The sequence below is a fragment of the Pseudomonas sp. B611 genome, from assembly GCF_055407965.1.
Genome location: NZ_JBUZST010000032.1, coordinates 1 through 22,467 on the forward strand (window position 1 = coordinate 1; position 22,467 = coordinate 22,467).

Here is a 22,467-nt window from a genome sequence, read left to right on the forward strand (position 1 = left end):
CGATGCCAGAGATGCTAAGAACGGCTATGTTTCAATCAAAGTGTCACCTATGTGAATGCACTTTTTTGTAACCCATGTGGTTGTCCCGTACACGCCCCAACACTCGGCACCTCGCCTAGGCTCGGTGTGCCCGAACGCAGGCTTGAATCCGTGGGCCGCCGCCCTGCGCCATCCATGGCGCAGGGCGGCTAACCCGGCGTCCTGCCGGGTTACCCACGGATTCAAGCCTGCGTTCGGCCAGCGTGTTTGACGGGGCGACCCCAGATCAAAAGTCAGAGCGCGGCGGCCTTAGAGCCGACCGGTATTTTTCATGGTGTTCACTTTTCAACTGTGGGAACCGGCAACTGTGGGAGCTGGCTTGCCTGCGATGCAGGCAACTCGGTACATCAGGCACACCCAGTTGATGCCATCGCAGGCAAGCCAGCTCCCACAGGGGAATGCGCCAGCTTCATCGACTAGGTCGGCTGTCAGGCCGCCTCGCTTTGTTTTTGATTTTGATCTTAGGCGCCCCGTTAAACACGCTGGCCGGAATCCGATATGGATTTGGGGGGTAAACCGGCAGGGATGCCGGTTTAGCCGCCCCGCGCCATGGATGGCGCGTGGCGGCGGCCCCCCAAATCCATGTCGGATTACGGGCATGCCGAGCCTAGGCGAGGCACCGAGTGTTGGGGCAAGAGCGTTTTGCTTACTTTTGCGCTCTTCAAAAGTGAGCCGCCGTAAGGGCGGAACCAATATCAGCCGTTACCCAAATAATGGATATACACACCGAAAAACCACCATCAAGCCGCCGAAAGCGTCACCCAATACCCACTCAAATGCCCCCTAACAACCACCGGATAAGTCCCCACCAACATATTCAACGCACGCTGCGTATCACCAACCGGAAACGCCCCAGAAATAAGCAAATCCGCAATCCCGGGATCACACCGCACAAACCCCCGCCGATACCGCGCCAGCTCCGCCACAAAGTCCGCCAGGCGCATCTTGTCCGCCATCAACATCCCTTGCGTCCAAGCCCCAACATTCTTGTCAACAACCTCAACCCCACCAAACATCTGCGCAGAAAAATCCGTACGCTGCCCCGCATTAACCACCAACGGCGCACCCTGCCGATTCTCAGCCAACACCACTTTCACCGCCCCCTCAAGCACCGCCAGATAAGTACGCGAACCCAGTTCGCGCACGGTAAAGCGCGTCCCCAGCGCCTGCATATGGCCCTGACGGGTGCTGACCAAAAATGGCCGTGAGGCATCCAAAGCCGTCTGCACCAGGATCTCACCCTCGCGCAACTGCACCAGCCGCTGCTGGCTATCAAAACGCACGTCGATCGCAGTGTCAGTGTTAAGGGTGATACGCGAACCATCGGCCAGCACCAGCTCGCGGCGCTCGCCGACATGCGTACGGTAATCCGCCGTCCATTGCTGCGACTGCGCCAGCTTCCAACCGCCCCAGCCGACCGGCATCACTGCCAGCAACAACGCCAGCTTGCCCAGCGCCGCGCGGCGTTCAGGATGACTTGGGCGATCCAGCGCCGACATCGCCAGGGCCGGCGGCAAACCGCCGAGCTTGCTTTGCAGCAACTGCGCCCGGGCCCAGGCGCGGTCACGTTCGGGGCTGCTGACCTTCCAGCGCTCCCATTCAGCGCGTTCGTTGGCGCTGAGGTCGTTTTCGCTCAGGCGCATCAACCATTCGGCGGCTTCTTCGAGGACGTCAGCGGGCAGCGGCGGTTCCTTGCGCAGGCTGAGCATTCATTCCACCAGCATCAGGCACTGCACAAACGCCTGTTTCATGTAGCGTTTGACGGTGATCAGCGATACGCCCAGTTGCGTGGCGATGTCGTCGTATTTGAGGCCGTTGAGTTGCGACAGCAGGAACGCACGCTTGACCAGTGGCGGCAGCGCGTCGAGCATCGCGTCGATTTCGTGCAGGGTCTCCAGCACCATGAAGTGGGTTTCGGCCGACGGTGCTTCTTGCAGCGGCGCGCTGGCCAGGGCTTCCAGGTAGGCGCGTTCCAGCGCCTTGCGCTGGTACCAATTGACCAGGATGCCCTTGGCCACGCAGGTCAGGTAGGCCCGTGGCTGGTCGATCACCGTCACCTGGGAGGCGAGGATGCGGGTGAAGGTGTCCTGGGCCAGGTCCGCCGCATCCATGGCATTGCCGAGTTTGCGTTTGAGCGTGGCGTACAGCCAGCCGTGATGGCCGCTGTACAGCGCCTCGATTGCGCGCAGGTGCTGGGTGTTATCGGCTTCGAGGATTTCGCTCATGACGCGCAACCGTGCAATTGAGAAGTATTCCCAATGCTAAGGGACAACCCTGCGTGAGCGCAACGCGAGAATCGCAAGCAGCGCCAGCACGTAGGCCACGCAGACGAACAGGTAGGTGTACGCCAGCCCATACACCTGGCTGAGCAACCCGCCGAGCGAGATGCCGGCAATCGAGGCGAATTGCGCCGTACCCTGGGCGATCCCCAGCACGTGGCCCTGGCTTGCGCTGTCGGCGGTCTTGGAAATCAGCGCCATGAGCACCGGTGTCGTGGCGCCGAGCAACACACCCCACACCAGGTAGCCAAGGGCAAACACCAGCGGGTTGCGAGTGATGCCGGCCAGGGCGGTGAGGGCGATGCAGCCGAGCACCACCCAGGCGATGCGTTGCAGCGAGTCGGCTCTGGTGCGGCCTTCGAAGTACCGCGCCCACGTGGTCGCGGACAGGATGAAACCCAGCGCGAGCAAGCCATAGCACAGGCCGACCCAGGCGTTGCTGACGTTGAACGTGCTGCTCACATACAGCGCGAACGAGGTCTGCGGCAGCAGCCGCGCCAACAGCAGAATGCCCATCACCACCAACAGCGGCAGCAGCGCCGAACCGCGCCATACCACGGCGTTGGACGCGGCCACGGTTTTCTTCTGCGGCGGCACATCGGGCAAGGTCAACGCGGCAATCACCGTACACACCGCGCAGAGTGCGGCAGCGCTGAGGTTGATCCAGAAAAACGTCGCGTGGTCGAGGATCAAACCGCCGAGCACCGCGCCCAGCAGCGAGCCGACGTTGGTGGAAATCTGCAACAGCGCAAACAGGCGTGCGCGCCGCGCCGGCACTTCGATGCTCACCCCATACGCCTGGGCCGGGGCGATATAGCCGGCGCACGCACCCTGCAAAAAACGCAGCAGCAGGATCGCCCAGATGTCGCTGACCAACGCCAACGCCAACTGGGTCAGGGTCAGGCCGACCAAGGCACGGATCATCATCAGCTTGTGCCCATGACGGTCGCCGATGCGCCCCCAGAACGCGCTGGTCAGCAGGATGCCGAGCATCGGCCCGACGTACACGGCGATGCTGGCGAAGCTGAACAGCGCGTCTGAGTGGGTCAACCCGCGCAGATGCACCGGCCAGAACGGCCCGCTCATTTCCATCGCGCCCATCGACACGAGCTGGATCGCGAACAGCAGGCAAATCAGGACGCGGGTCGGTGGCATGGCTCAGTCTCGGTTTTCAAAAAAATGTACGGGGGGCTGATACTTTTTCGCCGGTCGGCTGGCATCAGGAGTAATTCTCATCTGATGCAAGGACCCCGACGTCATGCCCGTTGCCAGCCGGTTAACATTTGCCATCCGTACTGCCCTGTTGTTGGCCGCCGCCAGCGGCAACGCCTGGGCCGCCACCGCCGAGTCGCACGACGACAGCGCGCAGAGCCTGACCCTTGACGCGACAGACGTCAACGCTGTCTACAGTGGCCCCACGACCTTGCCCGAGGTGTTCGCCGGTGGCCAGGTCGCCCGTGGCGCGCGCCTGGGCATGCTGGGCAACAAGGACGTGATGGACACCCCGTTCAGCGTCACCAGCTACACCGCCAAGACCCTCGCCGACCTGCAAACCGTGACCGTCGCCGATGCGTTGGAGCGCGACCCTTCGGTGCGTTCCACCGGGCAGTCGGGCGGTATTGTCGACTCGTTTTTCGTGCGGGGTTTTGCCATTGGCGAGGGCAACCTCGGTGAGTTGGCGTTCGACGGCGTGTACGGCGTGGCGCCCAACTACCGCGCATTTACCGAGTACGCCGAGCGCATCGAAGTGCTCAAGGGCCCGGGTGCGCTGGTGTACGGCATTTCGCCCAACAGTGGTGTGGGCGGGGTGATCAATATCGTGCCCAAGCGTCCGCTGGATGAGGATTTGACGCGCTTTACCGGCAGCTATGCCTCCGACAGCCAGGTCGGCGGCCACCTCGATATCAGCCGCCGTTTCGGTGATGAAAACCAGTTTGGCGTGCGCTTCAACGGCAGCCTGCAGGGTGGCGACACGGCCGTGGACAACCAGAGCCGCGACGTCGGCATCGGTGCCATCGCCCTGGATTATCGCGGCGAGCGCCTGCGTTTGAACCTTGACTACATCAGCCAGAAGGAAAGCTGGGAGGGCGCCTCGCGACCCTTCACCATCCAACCGGGCGTGCAGGTGCCGTCGGCGCCGAATGGCCGCACCAGCCTGCCGCAGCAGTGGGGTTGGTCGGACACCAAGGAGCAGTCGCTGCTGCTCGGCGGCGAATATGACCTGAACGACAACCTCACGGTGTTCGCCCATGCCGGTGGCGGGCGTTCGGATGTGAAGCGCAGGTCCGACCAGGTGCCGCGCATCCTCAATGACGCCGGCGACACCAGCAACATACCGGGCTACTACAAATTCAACGTCGACCGCTCGACCGCCGACGTGGGCGCGCGCGGACTCTTTGCCACCGGCCCGGTGACGCACACCACCACGCTGATGGCGACCCGTTACACGGATGAATTGTCGCGGGGCATCAACAACGGCACGCTGATCCGTTCCAACATCTACCACCCGGTGGACACGCCCAAGCAATACATCAACACGCCCAAGGTGTTGCGCATTTCCGAAACAGAACTGTCCGGCATCGCGTTGACCGACACCCTTGGCATGCTCGACGACCGCATCCAGTTGACCCTCGGCATGCGCCACCAAGCCATCGAGTCGCGTAACTACAACGCCACTGGCGGCGTCAGCGCGCGATATGACGCCAGCGCCAACACGCCGTTGCTCGGAGTGGTGGTCAAGCCCTGGGAGGATGTGTCGCTGTACTACAACTATGTCGAGGGCTTGAGCAAGGGCGACGCGGCACCGGGCACGGCGAGCAACGCCGGGGAAACCTTCGCGCCCTACGAGTCCAAGCAACACGAACTCGGTGTGAAGTACGAACACGGCACCTTCATGACCACAGTGGCGTTGTTCCAGATCGAAAAGCCCAGCGGCGAAACCGGGGCCAATGGTGTGTATTCGGTGCAGGCCGAACAGCGCAACCGGGGTGTCGAGCTGAGTATGTTTGGCGAAGTGGCCCCCGGCACCCGCCTGATGGGTGGCGTCACCTTCCTCGACGGCGAGCTGACTAAATCCGCCACCGCCGCCAACCGTGGCAACAAGCCGGTGGGCGTGCCGGATATCCAGGCCAACCTCTGGGCCGAGTGGGACACCCCGGGGCTGGAAGGTTTTACCCTCACGGGCGGCGCGATCTATACCGACCGCCAGTACGTCGACCAGGCCAACACCCAGCAGCTGGATTCGTGGACGCGAATCGATGCCGGCGCGCGCTATGCGACGAAGATCGACGGGCGGCCCACCACGTTCCGTGCCACGGTGCAGAACGTGTTTGATCGCGAATACTGGTCGGGCGTGGCGTCGTACGGCGCGTTTTCACCGGGCTATCCGCGTACGTTGCAGTTGTCGGCCAGCGTGGATTTCTAGAGCACGGATGTCGATATCAGACGCATTTATGCCGCTCACAGGCTATTTTCGGTCCAGCCGGCCCGCGTAAGGTGACTCATCATTAAGAAATGATGATCGCCTGACTCTTCAGTCAGTACGCCTTACGTCGATCACCGAGAATAAAAACAACGATGAATAGCCTGAACACCAAGGATTCCAACGGACAGTTGGCGCAGGGCTTCAAGCCGCGCCACGTCACCATGCTCTCCATCGCCGGGATTATCGGCGCGGGGTTGTTTGTCGGTTCGGGGCACGCGATTGCGGCGGCGGGGCCGGCGGTGATGTTGGCCTATCTGTTTTCCGGGCTGCTGGTGGTGCTGGTCATGCGCATGCTCGGCGAGATGGCGGTGGCCAACCCGGACACCGGCTCGTTCTCGACCTACGCCGACCAGGCCATCGGCCGCTGGGCCGGCTTTACCATCGGCTGGTTGTACTGGTGGTTCTGGGTGCTGGTGATCCCCATCGAAGCCCTGGCCGCCGGGCATATCCTCAACCAGTGGTTCCCGCAGATCGACGCTTGGCTCTTCGCCTTGTTGTCGATCTTTTTGTTGGTGGTGACCAATCTGTTCAGCGTGTCCAAGTACGGGGAATTCGAGTTCTGGTTTGCCATGGCCAAGGTGGTGGCGATCATCGGGTTCATTGGCTTGGGCTTTGCCGTATTGATGGGCTGGATTCCCGAGCGCGAAGCCAGCGGGCTCAGCACCTTGATGGCGGAACACGGCGGTTTTGCGCCGAATGGGCTGTCGGCGGTGGTCGGCGCGTTCATTACCATCATGTTCAGTTTTATCGGCACCGAAGCCGTCACCATCGCCGCCGCCGAGTCGAGCAACCCGGCGCAGAACATCGCGCGGGCGACCCGTTCGGTGATGTGGCGCATCGGCGTGTTCTACGTGTTGTCGATCTTCGTGGTGATCTCCGTGGTGCCCTGGGATGACCCGCTGCTGGCCTCGGTGGGCTCCTATCAGCGCGCCCTGGAACTGATGAACATTCCCCATGCCAAGCTGCTGGTGGATATCGTGGTGTTGATCGCCGTGGCCAGTTGCATGAACTCCTCGATCTACATCGCCTCGCGCATGCTGTTTTCCCTGGGCAAGCGCGGTGATGCGCCCGCCCTGATGAAAAAGACCTCGGCCGCCAGCGTGCCACGGGGTGCGGTGATCGCCAGTACGGTACTGGGAGCGGGCGTGACCTTGCTCAGCTACTTCATGCCGGCCGGGCTGTTCCAGTTTTTGCTCGCCAGTTCCGGCGCGATTGCCTTGCTGGTGTACCTGGTGATTGCCGTGTCGCAACTGCGCATGCGCAAGGTGTTGTTGCGCCGCAACGTCACGTTGACGTTCAAGATGTGGCTGTTTCCCTGGCTGACCTGGTTGGTCATCGCCTTCATCTGTGGCGCATTGACGGTGATGCTGGTCACGCCTGCGCACCGCTTCGAGGTGTCATCCACCCTGGTGCTGGCCTTGCTGATTGCCCTTGTCGGCTTGATCACTGCGCGGCACCCCGAACCCCAAGCACAGGCCGTAGCCGCAGCCACCCAGCCATGACCGCGCGGCCGATCAACAGCTTGGTGTTCCTGCTGTTGGACCAGTTCACGCTGATCTCCTTGGCGTCGGCCCTGGAGCCGCTGCGCATGGCCAACCAGCTGGCCGGCCAGGAGCTGTACCGCTGGCACACGGCAAGCCTGGATGGCAACCCGGTGTGGGCCAGCGACGGTGTGCCCATCACCCCGGACGGTTCAATCAATAGCGTGCCAGTGGCTGACAGCGTGATTGTGTGCGGCGGTATCGGTATCCAAGGCACCGTAACCGGCGAACTGGTCAAGTGGCTGCGCAGCCAGGCACGTTATTCAAAACGCCTCGGTGGCATCTGTACCGGCAGTTGGGTGCTGGCGCGGGCCGGCTTGCTCGATGGCTATGAATGCAGCGTGCATTGGGAGTGGCTGGCCGCCATGCAGGAAGCCTTTCCACGGGTGACGCTCAGCACCAGCCTGTTCACCCTCGACCGCGACCGCCTCACCAGCTCCGGCGGCACGGCGCCGCTGGACATGATGCTGCACCTGATCGGCCGTGATCACGGGCATGAACTGTCCGCCGCGATTTCGGACATGTTTGTCTACGAGCGTATCCGCAACGAGCAGGATCATCAGCGCGTGCCCCTCAAGCACATGCTCGGCACGCAGCAACCCAAGCTGCAGGACATCGTCGCGTTGATGGAGGCCAATCTGGAAGAGCCGATCAACCTCGACGAACTGGCCGCCTACGTGGCGTTGTCACGGCGCCAGCTTGAGCGCATGTTCCAGAAGTACCTGCACTGTTCACCCTCGCGCTACTACCTCAGGCTCAGGCTGATTCGCGCGCGGCAGTTGCTCAAGCAGACACCGATTTCCATCGTTGAACTGGCCGTGCTCTGTGGGTTTGTGTCCACGCCGCACTTCTCCAAATGCTACCGCGAATACTTCGGCGTGCCGCCCAGCGACGAGCGCTCGGCCACCGACAGTGAGCGCTCCATCGTGGTCAAGCCGATCATTCACACCGCGCCTGCGCCCATGCCGATCAACGTGCTGGAGCAGGCGCGGGGCGAGTCGACGTTTGCCAGTATCAAGAACCTGAAGCCTTGAATTGAGGGTCAGTCGTACAGGCGCTGCTCGATTTCCTCCAGCGTACTGCCTCGCGTCTCCGGCACACAGACCGCGACGAAGATCAGCGACACCACGCCCGCGCCGGCGAACACAAAGAAGGTCTGGCCGATGCCAATGGTCGCCACCAGCGTGGGAAAGAACAGGCCGATCAGCACATTGGTCAGCCACAGCCCGGCAATCGCCATGCCCATGCAGCCGCCGCGAATGCGCATCGGGAAAATCTCCGCCAGCATCACCCACAACGACGGGCCGATCAGCCCTTGCATCGACGCGAGGAAAAACGCCATGGCGCCGAGGATCAGCAGGGCGCGTGTCACCGAGGGATCGAACCAGGTGGACACCAGGCCAATCATCAGCAGCGACAGGGTGGTGCCGGCGAAGCCGAACAACATCATCGGCCGGCGGCCGACGCGATCCAGCAGGTAGATACCGATAAAGGTCGCGGCAATCGAGATCACGCCGTTGACCACGTTGGCGATCAGCGCGCTGCTCTGGGCCAGGCCGGCTTCGGTGAGGATCTGCGTGCCGAAGTACATGATCGAGTTGACGCCGGTGAGCTGTGACGTCACGGCAATGCCGATGCCGATCAGCAACACGCGCCGCGCGCCTTTTTTCGACAGGTCACGCCAGCCGCCGCTTTTGACGAATTTTTCGTTGCTGATCTGGCGGGTGATCGCGGCGATTTCTTCCTTGGCGTAATACTCTTCGCGCACCAGCTTGAGCACGTCCAACGCTTCCTTGAAGCGGCCTTTGGTCGCCAGCCAGCGCGGGCTTTCGGGCATGTACAGCATGCCAAACCACAGGGCGACGGCGGGCAGGGTGGCGAGGGCGAGCATCCAGCGCCACACGCCGTCGAGGTCGCCAAACAGGTTGCCCAGCAACGCATTGGTGGTGAACGCGAGGAACTGGCCGGTGACGATCATCAGCTCGTTGCGCGTGATGATCCGCCCACGGATATGGGACGGTGACATCTCGGCGAGGTAGGCCGGCACCACTACCGAGGCGCCGCCGACGGCCAGGCCGAGGATGAAGCGCGCAGTGATCATCACATTGAAGTCGGGCGCCAGGGCGCAGGCCAGGGCGCCGATAAAGAACACCACGGCGAGGTAGAGGATATTGCGGCGTCGGCCTTGCAGGTCAGACACGCGCCCGCCCACCAAGGCACCGAGCATGGCGCCGATCAACAGTGAGCTGGTGACCAGCCCTTCGGTCAGCGGGGTCAGGCCCAGGTCGTCTTTCATGTACAGCAGCGCGCCGTTGATCACGCCGGTGTCGAAGCCAAACAGCAGGCCGCCAAAGGTGGCGACCGAGGTGATTTTTTGCAGGTAGCGCCGGGCCTGGCGCTTCTCCGTATTGAGGGGCAGGCCGGTGGCGTCCGCCGTATTTCCGTAGGAATTAATTGTCATTGTGATATTCCGACTGAAACGAGAGGGCGCTCAACCCCAGGCGTGGTTGAGCGCGGTTCGGGTGGGCGTCAGATCGCTTGCGGTTTGAAGTCGCTGGCGGCGACCGGCATTACGCCTTGCATCAGCGCGACGGATTTTTCCAGGCCTTCCAGGCTGTTGAGCAGTACATCTTCGTGTTCGATGGACAACCAGCCGTCGTAGCCGGCCATTTTCAGGCGGTAGCAGAACTGGCGCCACCACTGTTCGCCATGGCCGAAACCCAGGGTGATATAGGACCAGCTGCGCGCCGACACGTCCATCAGCGAGCCGTTCTCCAGCAGCGAATCCACCGCCTGTACCGGTGCGTTGAGCATCGTGTCCTTGGCGTGTACATGGTACAGCGCGTCGCCGAGGGCGTCGGCGGCGGCCAGGGGGTCGGCGCCCATCCAGAACAGGTGGGACGGGTCGAGGTTGGCGCCAATCACCGGGCCGATGGCGTCGCGCAGCTTGAGCAGCGAACGCACGTTGTACACGCACTGGTTGCCGTGCAATTCGAGGGCAATGCGCTCCACGCCATGGGCCTTGGCCAGGTCGGCGATTTCGCTCCAGAACGGCAGCAGACGTTCTTCCCATTGGTAACGCAGCATGGTTTGTGTCTCGGGTGGCCACGAGGCGACGACCCAATTGGGCATGCGGTCGCCGGCCTGGCCTTCGGGCAGGCCGGACATGGTGCACACGGTCTTGATCCCCAGTTCACCGGCGAGGCGGATCGTGTCCTTGAGGCATTGCGCCTGTTCCGGCTGGGTCGGGTGCAGCGGGTTGCCGTTGGCGTTGAGGGCGATGATTTCCAGGTTGTGCTGCTCGAAGCTGCGGGTGAAATCGCGGCGTGCGGCGTTGCTGTCGAGCATCTGCTGGAGATTGAAGTGCGGCGCGGTGGACCAGCCCCCGGTGTTCACTTCCAGGCCTGACAGGCCCATGCGTTCAGCGTGCTTGAGCACATCGCCCAACGGCAGGTTGCCGAGGGTATCGGTGACAAATCCCAGTTTCATAGCGAGGCTCCTTCACGTGGCAGATAAAGTGGCGGGGTATCCAGGGCGGGCAGGCTGACGCGGCGGCCTTCGCTCAACGCCTGCACGCCGGCTTCGGCGACGCGCGTGGCGCAATAACCGTCCCAGGCCGTGGCGGCGTGGGCGGGGAACTGGCCGCTGCGCACGAACTCGACGAAGGCTTTGTCTTGCAGGCGGTAGGCTTCGGCAAAGCGGGGGCGCCAGTCGGCGGCGTAGCGCTGCACGGCCTGCAAGCCGCTGTTGTAGTGGGCGTGGATCGGGCTGGCGAGTTGTACCGAACCTTGCTCGCCCACCAGCTCGCCGCGCACGTCGTAGCCGTAGCGGGCGTTGTTGTTGACCTCGATATTCACCAGGTGCCCGGCGTGGGTCTCCAGCACCATGAACACCGGCGCGCCGATGCCGCCCGCCGGCTGGAACACCGAAATCGCGCTGTATTCGCTGTCGAGGATGTGGCGCACCACATCGAACTCATGGGGCGCCGAGTTGCTGATCGCCATCTGCCCGCTGAAGTTGGCCGGTGCGGCGACGTTGCGGTGGAAGTTATGCATCATCACCGCGCGGCCGATCGCGCCGCTGTGCAGGGCGTGTTTCATCTCGCGGTACGACGGGTCGAAGCGGCGCATAAAGCCCAGTTGGATGAACTGGCGGCCCAGGGTTACTTCGCGGTCGATCACCGCCAGGCATTCCTCGGCGCTGGGCGACAGGGGTTTCTCGCACAACACCGGCTTGCCCAGGTCGATGGCCGCCAGGCACAGCGCGGCGTGGGTGGCGTCGGGGCTGGCGATGATTACGGCGTCCACGTCGGTGCGGGCCAGGGTGGCCAACGGGTCGGTGGCCACATCCACGGCGCCGTAGCGCTGGGCCACTTCACGGGCGCGTTCGGGGTTGGCGTCGCAGATCACTTGGAGGGTGGTGCCCGGTAAATCCTGGGCAATGATGCGGGCGTGGTCTTCGCCCATGATGCCGGCGCCTATCACGGCGATGCGGATGCTCATGGTGGGGGAATCCTGACGGGTTGTTGTGATTGTTATGGGGCGATTATTGGCAGCGACCACGCCGGGTTCAAGGACGAGCAAGGGCCAAAGTTGATGGATAAACCATCAAATACGGCGGCACAAACTATTCGGGATATGGCGCGTTACGGTTTATAACTGATGGCGTTTCCATCATTTATGACGTGACGCCATGCCTCAACAAACCCCCGCACCGTTCTGGAAAGGCCCCACTGTCGAGCAGATCGCCAAGGTCGCCAGAGTCGGCGTCGCCACCGTCGACCGTGTGCTCAACAACCGCTCGAACGTGCGCGAAAGCACGCGCCTCAAGGTGTTGGCGGCGCTGGATAAGCTCAAGCAGGACCTGGCCAACGGCACCGCGACCTTGCATATCAAGTTGTTCTGCGATTCCGGCGAGACCTTCAACGCCACCTTGGCCAAGGCGGAGGAGGCGGTGAACAGTTCGACCCCCGGCGTGGTGGTGCACGGGTATTACGTGCCGACCAACCAGGTTGACCCGGCGGCGTTCGCCGACCTTGTGCAGGCCGATGGCGCCACGGCCGACGGCGTGATTGTGGTGTCCCGCGAGCACCCGGCGATCAACCGCGCGGTGCGCAGCCTGTGCCGCCAGGGCATCCCGGTGGTGTGCCTCACCACCGACCTGCCCAACTCGGGGCGCAGCGCCTACGTGGGCAACGACCAATACGCCGCCGGCAGCGTCGCCGGCTTGCTGATCGGCAACGCGCTGGCGCGGCAGAAGGCGAAGATCCTGCTGGTCACCAGCATGGCGTTCCGTTGCCAGCAGGAGCGTGAGATGGGCTTTCGGCGGGTACTGCGCGCGGAGTTCCCACACCTGAAAATCGATGAGCGGATGGCGTCTGACGACCGTCCGCAGACCACAGCCGAACAACTGATGCGGTACTTCTCCAAACACGACTACCCGGCAGCGATCTACAACGTGGCCGGGGCCAACCGTGGCGTGGCGCAGGCCATCGGTACCATCCCTGCTGAACAGCGGCCGGTGTTCGTCGGGCACGAGTTGACCGGGCATACCCGCGCGATGCTCGAATCCGGGGTGATGGACTACGTGGTGTCCCACGACTTTGTCGGCGAAGTGGCGGCGGCGGTACGCTGGATTCGCGGGGCACGGGAGGGCGCGCGGGCCGCACCGGCGTTCACCCGGGTGCTGGTGCATACGCGCTACAACTGTGATTGACGATAAAGACGTAAAAGTCCAGTATGGAATTATAAGTACAAAACAATTGCTGCAGCGTTTTCTTCTCTCTTGCCAAACCAACAACAACCCGCGAGAACCTCATCATGAAGAAACTCCCCCTCATCACCGCCCTGGCCTTGGGTCTGTTCGCTTCCAGCCACCTGCTGGCGGCGGAAAAGACCCTGCGTATCGGTATCGAAGCGGCTTACCCGCCGTTTGCCTCCAAGACCGAAAAAGGTGAGATCGTCGGCTTTGACTACGACATCGGCAATGCCCTGTGTGCGCAGATGAAGGTCAAGTGTGTGTGGGTCGAAGGTGAGTTCGACGGCCTGATTCCTTCCCTCAAGGTGAAGAAAATCGACCTGGCCCTGTCGTCCATGACCATCAACGAAGACCGCAAGAAGTCGGTGGATTTCACCCACAAGTACTACTTCACGTCCTCGCGCCTGGTGATGAAGGACGGCGCCGTGGTGGATGACCAATACGCCAGCCTCAAGGGCAAGACCGTCGGCGTGCAGCGCGCCACCACCACTGACCGTTATGCCACCGAGGTGTTTGAACCCAAGGGCATTACCGTCAAGCGCTACAGCAACAACGAAGAAATCTACATGGACCTGGCGGCCGGGCGCCTGGATGCGATCTTTGCCGATACCATCCCGCTGAATGACTTCCTGCAGATGCCACGGGGCAAGGGCTACGCGTTTGTCGGGCCGGAGCTGAAGGACCCTAAATATGTGGGCGAGGGTGCGGGGATCGCGGTGCGTAAGGGCAATGGTGAGTTGGTCAGTGAGTTGAACAAGGCGATTGATGGGATTCGGGCGAGTGGTGAGTACCAGAAGATTTCGGAGCAGTATTTCAAGTCTGATATTTACGGGGATTGATGCTGAGCCACGGCGGTGTATCGGTGTGTCGGTGTACATATCCGTTATTTAGGTAACGGCCACTTATGGTTTCGCTCTTACAGCGACTCACTTTTGGAAAGGCCAAAAAGTAAGCAAAAGGCCTTCGCCCCACCACTCGGCACCTCGCCTAGGCTCGGTGTGCCCGAACGCAGGCTCGAATCCGTGGGCCGCCGCCACGCGCCATCCATGGCGCGGGGCGGCTAACCCGGCGTCCTGCCGGGTTGCCCACGGATTCAAGCCTGCGTTCGGCCAGCGTGGTTTTACGGGGCGACGAAGATCAAAAGCCAAAGCGCGGCGGCCTTAGAGCCGACCGATTCTTTGTGTCGATCTCGGTTCAAAATGTGGGAGCTGGCTTGCCTGCGATGCTGACACCTCGGCACATCAGGCACAGTTGATGCCATCGCAGGCAAGCCAGCTCCCACAGGAGACCGCGCCCGCTTCATCGATCAGGTCGGCTGTCAGGCCGCCTCGCTTTGCTTTTGATTTTGATCTTAGGCGCCCCGTTAAACACGCTGGCCGGAATTCGGCATGGATTTGGGGGGTAAACCGGCAGGGATGCCGGTTTAGCCGCCCCGCGCCATGGATGGCGCGTGGCGGCGGCCCCCCAAATCCATGTCGGATTACGGGCATGCCGAGCCTAGGCGAGGCACCGAGTGTTGGGGCAAGAGCCCTTTGCTTACTTTGGGCTGGGCCGGCACTCCGGCTTTTCCAAAGTGAGCCGCCGTAAGGGCGGAACCCTAAGCCGCCGTTACCTAAATAACGGATATGTACCCCGACAAGCCGCCATCGCAGGCAAGCCAGCTCCCACACTCAAAGGCCCTTCAGCTCCTTGAGATGCTTATAGACCGTAGCCCGCCCCATCCCCAACACATTGGCCACATAGTTCGAAGCACTCTTGCCCTTGAACGCGCCCTCGGCATGCAACGCCAACACCAACTCGCGTTTATGATCCCGAGTCAGCAGGTTCAAGCTCAACTGCCGCTCCCGCATCCACGCATGCAAAAACGTATTGATCCGCTCCTGCCAGTCATCGCGAAACAACGAGTCCGGCTGCGGAATTAGCTTGCTCGGCGAGAGGAACAGGTCCAGCGCCGCCTTGGCGTTTTCAAACAGCGAAATATTCAGGTTGATGCACAACACCGCCAGGCGCCGACCCTTGTGGTCGTGCAGCACCGTGCTCAGGCTGCGAATCTTCTGGCCATCCCAGTTGAGCTTTTCATACGGGCCGATATTTACGTCACTGACGTCATCACTGAGCATATCCTCCAGCGCCGAGTCGTCGCCAATCGCCCGTTTCGACAGGTTGTTGGCGATGTAGTCGACCTTTTGCGAGCGCAAATCGTGCAGCACCGCTTCGGCGTGGGGAAAGAACAACGTGGCGATGGCGTCGGCCATCGCACGAAAGTTCTGCATGCTCTGTTCTTGTTCAGCGTTGTTCATCAATGGGGCTCCAGGCGGGCGGGGGAGAGCATACCAGCGTCGAGGCCGAACCGCGCCAGTGGCTCCGGCAAGGGCGCGCCGCGTACCAGTGCCGCACTGGCCTGGCCCATGGCCGGCGACGTCTGGATGCCGTAGCCGCCTTGCGCCGCGACCCAGAACAGGCCGGGTACCTGGGGATCGTAGCCGGACAGCAAATCACCATCCGGGACAAAACTGCGCAGGCCGGCCCAGGTGCGGGTCGGGCGGCGGATGGTCAGGGTGGTGGCTTCTTCGATCTGGTAGATGCCCATGGCAATGTCCAGTTCTTCGGGCTGGATATCCTGGGGCTCCACCGGGTCGGCGTTGGCCGGCGAGCCGAGGAACATGCCGGCGTCGGGCTTCATGTAGAAGGATTCGTCCAGCGCCACCAGCATTGGCCAGTGGTGACTGTCGACGCCTTCGGGGCCGGCGAAGATAAAGGCCGAGCGGCGCTTGGGTTGCAGGCCGATGGGCGCGGCGCCGGCCATTGCGCCGATGTGGTCGGCCCAGGCGCCAGCGGCGTTGATAAGGGTGGGGGCGGTGTAGGTTTTTCCGCCAGCCTGTACCTGCCAAACGCCTGCGGCATCACGGCTTAAACCCTGCACGGCGTGATCGGTCAGCACCTCGCCACCGTTGCGGCGGATGCCACGCAGATAGCCCTGGTGCAGCGCGTCGGTGTCGATATCGCTGGCGGTCGGGTCATACAGCGCACCGTGGACTCTTTCGCGGCGCAGGATCGGCAGTTTCGCGCAGGCTTCGTCGGCGCTGAGCAGTTCAACCTGCGACACGGTGGCCTTGGCACTCAGGTATTGCGCGTTCAGCTCGGCGGCATCGCCGGTAAAGTCCACGGTCATTTCGCCCCGTGGCGTCAGCAATGGATGCTCGCAGAACCCGACTGGCGGATTGTCGAAAAACTCACGGCTGGCCAGGGTCAGCGCGCGCACCTGTGGGGTGCCATAGGCGGCGGTGTACAGCGCCGCCGAACGCCCGGTGGAGTGATAACCCGGGTGGCTTTCGCGCTCCAGCACCAATACCTTGCCGTGCTGCGACAACCAGAAACCGGTGGACGCGCCAGCAATGCCGCCGCCGATGATGATGAAGTCTGCGTGGCTCATAGGTGTCTCCAGAGGGCATTGGCCAGGGCGATGTCTTCCAGGCCCAGGCCGATGGAGCGGAAGAATACATGACGGTCGTAGGACGGGCGTTGTACATGTTCGCTGAGCAGTTCGGGCAGGTCGCCGACAATGTGGCGTTTGTCCCAGCCGTGTTGTTCCGTGGCGATCAGCATCTCGCCCGCCGAGCCTGGGGTGGTCTGGCGATAGTCGCAGAAAACCTGCATGGCATTGAGCGACTGCGGCGGCACTTCATGGGCGCGCGGGGCGTTGGTGCTGATGGAGGTGATCAGGGCCGGTTTGCTCAAGCGGGCAGGATCGATCACCGGGCCGGCCGATGAGGTGCACAGCAGGATCACGTCGGCGTCATCCATAGCGGCATCGCACGTAGGCGCGATCGTCAGCCGAGGGTCAAGGCTCTTGAGGTGCGTGATGGCATCCGCTGAGGCGCCGCCCAGGCCTGGCGAAAACAGGCTGATGCTTTGCCAGTCCCTGAGGTTTTTCACATAGTGCAGATGGGCCTGGGCCACCTTGCCACTGCCGATAATCGCCAGGCGCCGCGCGGATAACGGCGCCAACGCGTCCACCGCCAGCGCCGTCGTCGCGGCAGTGCGTGCGGTGGTCAGCTCGGCGGCATCGCACAACAGCAGCGGCTGACCGGTGTGCATCGACATCAACAGCGTCCAGGCCGTCACCAGTGGTCCTTGTTCACGCACGATATACGGCGAGGTTTTCACGCCATAAACACCGTCTTCGGCCAGCACGCCCAGGTAGTTGATAAAGTCGCCGGCACCGTGGGGGAATTCCACCAGTTGCTGTGCCGGCTGCACCGCCTGCCCGGCGGCCAGGTCACGAAACAGTTTGTGCAGGACCTGCGGTACATCGACCTGGGCCAGCAGTTCGCGGGCTTGGGCCTGGTTGATCACTTGCGGGGTGCTGGACATGGGAGTCTCCGTGATTGAACTGTTTTGTCTATTATGGACTTTTGGTTCTATCTGGCAATATCCCGCGGCATAAAGCTACAGAGTCAGCCACGCCGATGATCGCGAAAAAGTATAGCGACCTGTCAACGTTGACAGGTCACGGCGCCCGGCCGGTTCATTAGTCTCAAGCGCATTGGAGATGAATAGAGGCAGGGAAAAGAATGAAACTGCGGAGCCTGTGTGCTGGACTTGTCTGTGCTGCCTTTGTCTCGGGGGCCGTCGCGCAACCGTTGGCCTGGGATGATCCGGCTATCAGGGATGGGGCGTGCACGCCTCGCCCTGTGGGGATTCCGTTCCCTGCTGCCCTTGCTACTACGTTGGGATCGCTGCCTTCCGGTTTCAGGCTGTACACACCGCTGGGAAATGCGAGTTATTTTCGATGGGTTTATCAGAAGGTAAATGGTGGAGTGGCAGCCACCAATCAGTCGCAAATACTGGCGACCAAACCCAGGGTTTGGTTTCCTTTCCTGCCAGCATTGTATGTGGGGGCCATCGGGCGGGTTGATGTGGAACGTCCTGCCGCCAATGGGAGTGGGTGGTATCACCTGCGAGTCGTCGGGGTGAATAATATTTTTGCCACCGATGTCACCGTGAATATTGTTTCCCCAAACCCAGGCTCTGCGCCTGATGGGTATGGAGGGTGGAATGTTTCAACGGTGAACATTTGGGCTGACCTTACTGCGCTGGTCGAGTGGCACTGTTTCACTAGCGCGGCGGGTAGTTTTCCAATTTTTAATATCCTTTCAACTCTCCCAACGCTGACCAGTCAACAGATATCGTCCATTTCCGCCGTGCTGCAAAATTACGGTTTCCAACCGAGCAACTTTATTACGATCACCTACTAGGCAATCAAGGGGCGCTCAGCCAACAAACCTGAACCCCCCTGATAACTTCTCTTTCAGATAACCCACCAACACACTCACCGACTTCGGCACATGGGGCGAATACGGGCGGATCAGGTAGATCTCATCGGCAAACGCGCCCTTGAGTGTCCAGTCCTTGAGCACCTGCACCAATTTGCCGCTGGCCAGCGTGGCATGGGCGCTGAAATCCGGGAGTAGGGCGATGCCCAGGTGGTTGAGGGCGGAATCACGCAGGGCTTCGCTGTTGTTGGTGGCGAAGCTGCCGGAGATGGGCACGGTGAGGCGCTCGACGTTTTTGCTGCCGCGTTCGAAGGTCCAAGCGGGCTGGTCGGTGCCGCGCGGATAGAACAGGCAGTTATGCGTGGACAAATCGCCGGGCTCACGCGGTTCACCGTGGCGTTGCAGGTAGTCCTGAGTCGCGACCAGTACTGAGCCGGTATCACACAACTTCCACGCCACATGGGTTTCCGGCACCTGGAAACCATGGCGCACGGCCAGGTCATAGCCCTCGGCCGCCAGCGAACTCAACGCATCCGACACATCCAGTTGGATGCGCACCTGCGGGTACAACTGCAAAAATTCCGACAGATGCGGTACCAGTTGCTGACGGGCAAACGCCACCGGCGCTGTCAGCCGCACCAGCCCGCGAATCTCCCCGACCGAATCGCGCACCGACGAGAAGCTGCGGGCGATTTGCGCGTAGGCGCTGCGCACTTCGCGGGTCAGCGACAACCCGGCATCTGTCAGGCGCACACTGCGTGTGGTACGGGTGACAAGGCGGGTGCCGGTGGCCTTTTCCAAGTCGGAAATGCGCTGGCTCACGGCCGACTTGCTCACCCCCAAACGCGCGGCGGCGGCGGTGTAGGTGCCGTGTTCTTCCAGCACCGACAGCCAATGGATATGGGTCCAGAGCCCTTCGATCTCAGCCTTTTCCATGAGTGTATTGTTCGCATAGGTGGACAATAAGTTCAGGATTCTGCTCTGGTTTGGAACAAAGCGAAAGCCTATCGTGTGTCCAACGCTTATCCACCTGGGATCGACTGCCATGACAACTACAATCGAGCACTACATCAACGACCAGCGCGTGTCCCGCGATGATCGTTATCAGGACGTCTTCAACCCGGCCACCGGTGAAAAGACCGGCCGCGTCGCCCTGGCCAGCCGCCAGACCGTGGCCGAAGCCGTCGCCGCTGCCCAGGCCGCGTTTGACGGCTGGGCTGACACTCCGCCGATCCGCCGCGCGCGGGTGTTGTTCGAATACCTGCACCTGCTGCGTGCGCGCAAAGACGACCTCGCGCGCATCATCGTTGCCGAGCATGGCAAGGTGTTTACCGATGCCCAGGGCGAAGTGGACCGTGGCATCGACATCCTCGAATTCGCCTGCGGCATTCCAAACCTGCTTAAAGGTGACTACTCCGACCAGGTTTCCCGGGGCATGGACAACTGGACCATGCGCCAGCCGCTGGGCGTTGTCGCGGGCGTGACGCCGTTCAACTTCCCGGTGATGGTGCCGATGTGGATGTACCCGATCGCCATCGCGGCGGGCAACACCTTCATTCTCAAGCCAAGCCCGACCGATCCAAGCGCCTCGTTGTTCATGGCCGAACTGCTGCGTGAAGCCGGCCTGCCCAAAGGCGTGTTCAACGTGGTGCAGGGTGACAAGGAATCGGTAGATGCGTTGATCGAACACCCGGACGTCAAGGCCGTGAGCTTTGTCGGTTCTACGCCGATTGCCCAATACATCTACGAAACCGGTGCCCGCCACGGCAAGCGCGTGCAAGGCCTGGGCGGGGCGAAAAACCACATGGTGGTGATGCCCGACGCCGATATTGAAAAAACCGTGGATGCCCTGATGGGCGCCGCCTACGGCAGTGCCGGCGAACGCTGCATGGCCATCTCCGTGGCGGTGTTGGTGGGCGATGTGGGTGACAAAGTCATCGCCGCCCTGACCGAGCGCGCCAAGCAACTGCGCATTACCGATGGCCGCGATTTGAAAGCCGAGATGGGCCCGATCGTGTCCCGCGCAGCCCTGGAACGCATCAGCGGTTATATCGAACAAGGCGTGCAGGCCGGCGCCCAACTGCTGCTGGATGGCCGTGACTACGTGCCGACCGAGGCCGGCCTGGAAAATGGCTTCTGGCTGGGCGCGACGCTGTTCGACCACGTGACCCAGGAAATGAGCATCTACCGCGAAGAAATCTTCGGCCCGGTGCTGGCCTGCGTGCGCGTCAGCGACTTCGGCGAAGCGGTGAAACTGGTCAACGACCACGAGTTCGGCAACGGCGTCAGTTGCTTCACCCGCGACGGCAACATCGCCCGCGAGTTTGCTCGGCGTATCCAGGTGGGCATGGTCGGCATCAACGTGCCAATCCCGGTGCCAATGGCGTGGCATGGTTTTGGTGGGTGGAAGAAAAGCCTGTTTGGCGACATGCATGCCTACGGCACTGAGGGTGTGCGCTTCTATACCAAGCAGAAGTCGATCATGCAGCGTTGGTCGGAGAGTATCGAGCAGGGTGCCGAGTTCGCTATGCCGGTCTCCAAATAATCCCAAGTTGTAGAAGCTCCAATGTGGGAGCGGGCTTGTGTGGGAGCGGGCTTGCTCGCGAATACGGTGTGTCAGTCGAAATATTGGTGACTGACAGTCCGCATTCGCGAGCAAGCCCGCTCCCACATGTTTTTGCGCTTCTCCAGAACATGCCCCATCGCCAGGAGCGGGGTGCTTGCCCTACTTGAAGGAACTTGGCACGCTCACCCAGCGAGCGAACACCGTCAAATCAATCAATAGGGAAATGCCACGTTGAGCTGGGTAAAATTCGGAGTATTGCTGGCCTTGCCGGGGGCACTGCTATCAGTCCTGACCATTTATATGGTGCTAAAGGACGACAACAGACTCGAAGCCGATCTTTCCTACCAATACGACAGTGCGCCACGTCTATTCACCGAGCGCTTGGATACGGTTAAGGAACACCTCGATTACACGCGCCTGTATGACGACATCAAGCAAGCCGGCAACGGTGCCCTCAGCCACGAACAGATCAACAAGATCGTTGACCTGAGCCAGGCGCCCTATCAGGCCTTGTTCGCCGCTCCGTTCGAAAGGGGCCCTGACAACTACCCCGTCAGGCTGTTGATCACCCTCAGGAACACCGGCAGCAAGGTGATCAAGGAAGTGCACATCAAGCTACCTGAGAAAGGCGTCGTGCAGATCCGCGACGAATCGCGTATCGATACCCTCAAACCGGATTTGATGAGCAGCGTGGAGATTCCGGCGATTGTGCAAAACGGCGTCTATAGGGTCTGGGTTTATTTCCAGGGTGATCTGAAAACGCTCATGGAGAAAGACGTGCACATCGGCTACAGCGATGGCGTGGCACAGGTTCGCGTGGCTGAGGAGGTCATTGGCCTCGACGCGCATATGGCCCGATACGGGGTTTTCTGGTTGTCTATCCTGACGCTGGTTTACGCGTTGCTGGTCGCCCTCTACATGCTGATTTCGGCCTATAAAGATGATGAAACCAGCCCGGCGTCACGATAAATGACTTTCCCTGGCCTCTGGAGAATGCGTTGAAAGCAATCATGGGTATCGCCTTGTTGGGCACATTGCTGGCGGGTTGTGCGCCGTCTTACTCGGTATGGACGAGCGGTATGAATGCGTTCGTCGGCACGCGCTTCGACGCCCACCTCTATGACGACTGCAGCCGCGGCTGTGGCGATTCCTATTGGTCCCCGGTCAACAAGAACAAGGTCTATGACCAGGTGGTGAAGGAGGGCGATAGCCAGCGCTACTTCGTGACCTGGATCCGCGACTGTCGATACTCCGTGCTCGTCTCGGGTGAGGGCATTATCCAGTCGTGGCGCTATGAGAATGAAGACCGTAGCAGCTGTTACGTTTTTTGATCGCTCCCCCAATAACCAAAGCCTGCACGCGGTCAAACTGTGGGAGCGGGCTTGCTCGCGAATGCGGTGTGTCAGTCACCTCTATATCCACTGACACACCGCATTCGCGAGCAAGCTGAACTGGCCTAATGATTTTGGACACTTCAATCGGGCGCTATGATAGCGCCCAAATCTGAGGTGTTTGGATATGCGTA

General features: G+C 61.6%; 19 protein-coding genes. 9 read left to right on the plus strand and 10 right to left on the minus strand.

Annotated elements, in window-relative coordinates:
- Positions 1-779: 779 nt before the first annotated feature.
- Genes ACZRMO_RS29690 through ACZRMO_RS29700 form a run of 3 tightly spaced genes read right to left on the minus strand, consistent with a single transcriptional unit; the run spans position 780 to position 3,473 of the window.
- On the minus strand, positions 780-1,748 hold the full coding sequence (locus ACZRMO_RS29690; protein WP_463975218.1) for a FecR domain-containing protein: 969 nt from the start codon (positions 1,746-1,748) through the stop codon (positions 780-782).
- Positions 1,749-2,264, minus strand: coding sequence for a sigma-70 family RNA polymerase sigma factor (locus tag ACZRMO_RS29695; RefSeq protein WP_463975219.1), 516 nt, complete (start codon positions 2,262-2,264; stop codon positions 1,749-1,751). It abuts the gene before it with no gap.
- Between the two features lie 36 nt (positions 2,265-2,300).
- Complete coding sequence (locus ACZRMO_RS29700) at positions 2,301-3,473, minus strand: MFS transporter (RefSeq protein WP_463975220.1); 1,173 nt, start codon at positions 3,471-3,473, stop codon at positions 2,301-2,303.
- A gap of 103 nt (positions 3,474-3,576) precedes the next feature.
- On the opposite strand from ACZRMO_RS29700, the gene ACZRMO_RS29705 reads away from it, so the two are divergent.
- The 3 genes from ACZRMO_RS29705 to gbdR all read left to right on the plus strand — a co-directional run bounded on the left by ACZRMO_RS29705 (position 3,577) and on the right by gbdR (position 8,377).
- A complete protein-coding gene (locus tag ACZRMO_RS29705; protein WP_463975221.1) occupies positions 3,577-5,742 on the plus strand; it encodes a TonB-dependent receptor in 2,166 nt (721 codons plus the stop codon).
- Between the two features lie 152 nt (positions 5,743-5,894).
- On the plus strand, positions 5,895-7,304 hold the full coding sequence (gene gabP, locus ACZRMO_RS29710; RefSeq protein WP_207044594.1) for a GABA permease: 1,410 nt from the start codon (positions 5,895-5,897) through the stop codon (positions 7,302-7,304).
- Complete coding sequence (gbdR, locus tag ACZRMO_RS29715) at positions 7,301-8,377, plus strand: choline metabolism transcriptional regulator GbdR (protein ID WP_463975222.1); 1,077 nt, start codon at positions 7,301-7,303, stop codon at positions 8,375-8,377. Before gabP ends, gbdR begins: the two co-directional genes overlap by 4 nt.
- 8 nt (positions 8,378-8,385) lie before the next feature.
- Here the strand turns inward: gbdR and ACZRMO_RS29720 are convergent, their stop codons facing one another.
- The 3 genes from ACZRMO_RS29720 to ACZRMO_RS29730 form a co-directional block, all read right to left on the minus strand.
- The gene (locus tag ACZRMO_RS29720; protein WP_463975223.1) at positions 8,386-9,804 is read right to left on the minus strand and encodes a sugar porter family MFS transporter; all 1,419 of its coding nucleotides are present in this window, start codon (positions 9,802-9,804) and stop codon (positions 8,386-8,388) included.
- A gap of 68 nt (positions 9,805-9,872) precedes the next feature.
- Positions 9,873-10,832 (minus strand): sugar phosphate isomerase/epimerase family protein, encoded by a 960-nt coding sequence (locus ACZRMO_RS29725; RefSeq protein ID WP_463975224.1) that lies wholly within the window; start codon positions 10,830-10,832, stop codon positions 9,873-9,875.
- The gene (locus tag ACZRMO_RS29730) at positions 10,829-11,845 is read right to left on the minus strand and encodes a Gfo/Idh/MocA family oxidoreductase (protein WP_463975225.1); all 1,017 of its coding nucleotides are present in this window, start codon (positions 11,843-11,845) and stop codon (positions 10,829-10,831) included. Before ACZRMO_RS29730 ends, ACZRMO_RS29725 begins: the two co-directional genes overlap by 4 nt.
- A gap of 190 nt (positions 11,846-12,035) precedes the next feature.
- Between ACZRMO_RS29730 and ACZRMO_RS29735 the strand changes: the two genes are divergently transcribed.
- Together ACZRMO_RS29735 and ACZRMO_RS29740 are read left to right on the plus strand one after the other, a co-directional pair.
- Positions 12,036-13,058, plus strand: a complete 1,023-nt coding sequence (locus tag ACZRMO_RS29735; protein ID WP_463975226.1) for a LacI family DNA-binding transcriptional regulator — start codon at positions 12,036-12,038, stop codon at positions 13,056-13,058.
- A 104-nt stretch (positions 13,059-13,162) separates the two neighbouring features.
- Complete coding sequence (locus tag ACZRMO_RS29740; RefSeq protein ID WP_463975227.1) at positions 13,163-13,939, plus strand: ABC transporter substrate-binding protein; 777 nt, start codon at positions 13,163-13,165, stop codon at positions 13,937-13,939.
- A gap of 831 nt (positions 13,940-14,770) precedes the next feature.
- Here ACZRMO_RS29740 and ACZRMO_RS29745 read toward each other — a convergent pair.
- From ACZRMO_RS29745 to ACZRMO_RS29755, 3 genes are read right to left on the minus strand one after another with little or no spacing between them, the layout of a single operon-like run.
- The gene (locus ACZRMO_RS29745) at positions 14,771-15,400 is read right to left on the minus strand and encodes a helix-turn-helix transcriptional regulator (protein WP_463975228.1); all 630 of its coding nucleotides are present in this window, start codon (positions 15,398-15,400) and stop codon (positions 14,771-14,773) included.
- Positions 15,400-16,533, minus strand: a complete 1,134-nt coding sequence (locus tag ACZRMO_RS29750) for an NAD(P)/FAD-dependent oxidoreductase (protein ID WP_463975229.1) — start codon at positions 16,531-16,533, stop codon at positions 15,400-15,402. Before ACZRMO_RS29750 ends, ACZRMO_RS29745 begins: the two co-directional genes overlap by 1 nt.
- Complete coding sequence (locus ACZRMO_RS29755) at positions 16,530-17,474, minus strand: ornithine cyclodeaminase family protein (protein ID WP_463975230.1); 945 nt, start codon at positions 17,472-17,474, stop codon at positions 16,530-16,532. The genes ACZRMO_RS29750 and ACZRMO_RS29755 overlap by 4 nt, the downstream gene beginning before the upstream one ends.
- Before the next feature lie 446 nt (positions 17,475-17,920).
- Here ACZRMO_RS29755 and ACZRMO_RS29760 point away from each other — a divergent pair, with 446 nt between their 5' ends.
- Positions 17,921-18,358, plus strand: a complete 438-nt coding sequence (locus ACZRMO_RS29760; RefSeq protein ID WP_463975231.1) for a hypothetical protein — start codon at positions 17,921-17,923, stop codon at positions 18,356-18,358.
- A 15-nt stretch (positions 18,359-18,373) separates the two neighbouring features.
- On the opposite strand, the gene ACZRMO_RS29765 is transcribed toward ACZRMO_RS29760, so the two are convergent.
- Positions 18,374-19,312 (minus strand): LysR family transcriptional regulator, encoded by a 939-nt coding sequence (locus ACZRMO_RS29765; protein WP_463975232.1) that lies wholly within the window; start codon positions 19,310-19,312, stop codon positions 18,374-18,376.
- A 109-nt stretch (positions 19,313-19,421) separates the two neighbouring features.
- Here ACZRMO_RS29765 and ACZRMO_RS29770 point away from each other — a divergent pair, with 109 nt between their 5' ends.
- The 3 genes from ACZRMO_RS29770 (at position 19,422) to ACZRMO_RS29780 (ending at position 22,273) form a co-directional block, all read left to right on the plus strand.
- Positions 19,422-20,921: a CoA-acylating methylmalonate-semialdehyde dehydrogenase gene (locus ACZRMO_RS29770; protein WP_463975233.1), complete on the plus strand. Its 1,500-nt coding sequence runs from the start codon at positions 19,422-19,424 to the stop codon at positions 20,919-20,921.
- A gap of 252 nt (positions 20,922-21,173) precedes the next feature.
- The gene (locus ACZRMO_RS29775; protein ID WP_463975234.1) at positions 21,174-21,911 is read left to right on the plus strand and encodes a hypothetical protein; all 738 of its coding nucleotides are present in this window, start codon (positions 21,174-21,176) and stop codon (positions 21,909-21,911) included.
- Positions 21,912-21,940: 29 nt separating this feature from the next.
- Positions 21,941-22,273, plus strand: a complete 333-nt coding sequence (locus ACZRMO_RS29780) for a hypothetical protein (RefSeq protein ID WP_242551650.1) — start codon at positions 21,941-21,943, stop codon at positions 22,271-22,273.
- Positions 22,274-22,467: the final 194 nt, after the last annotated feature.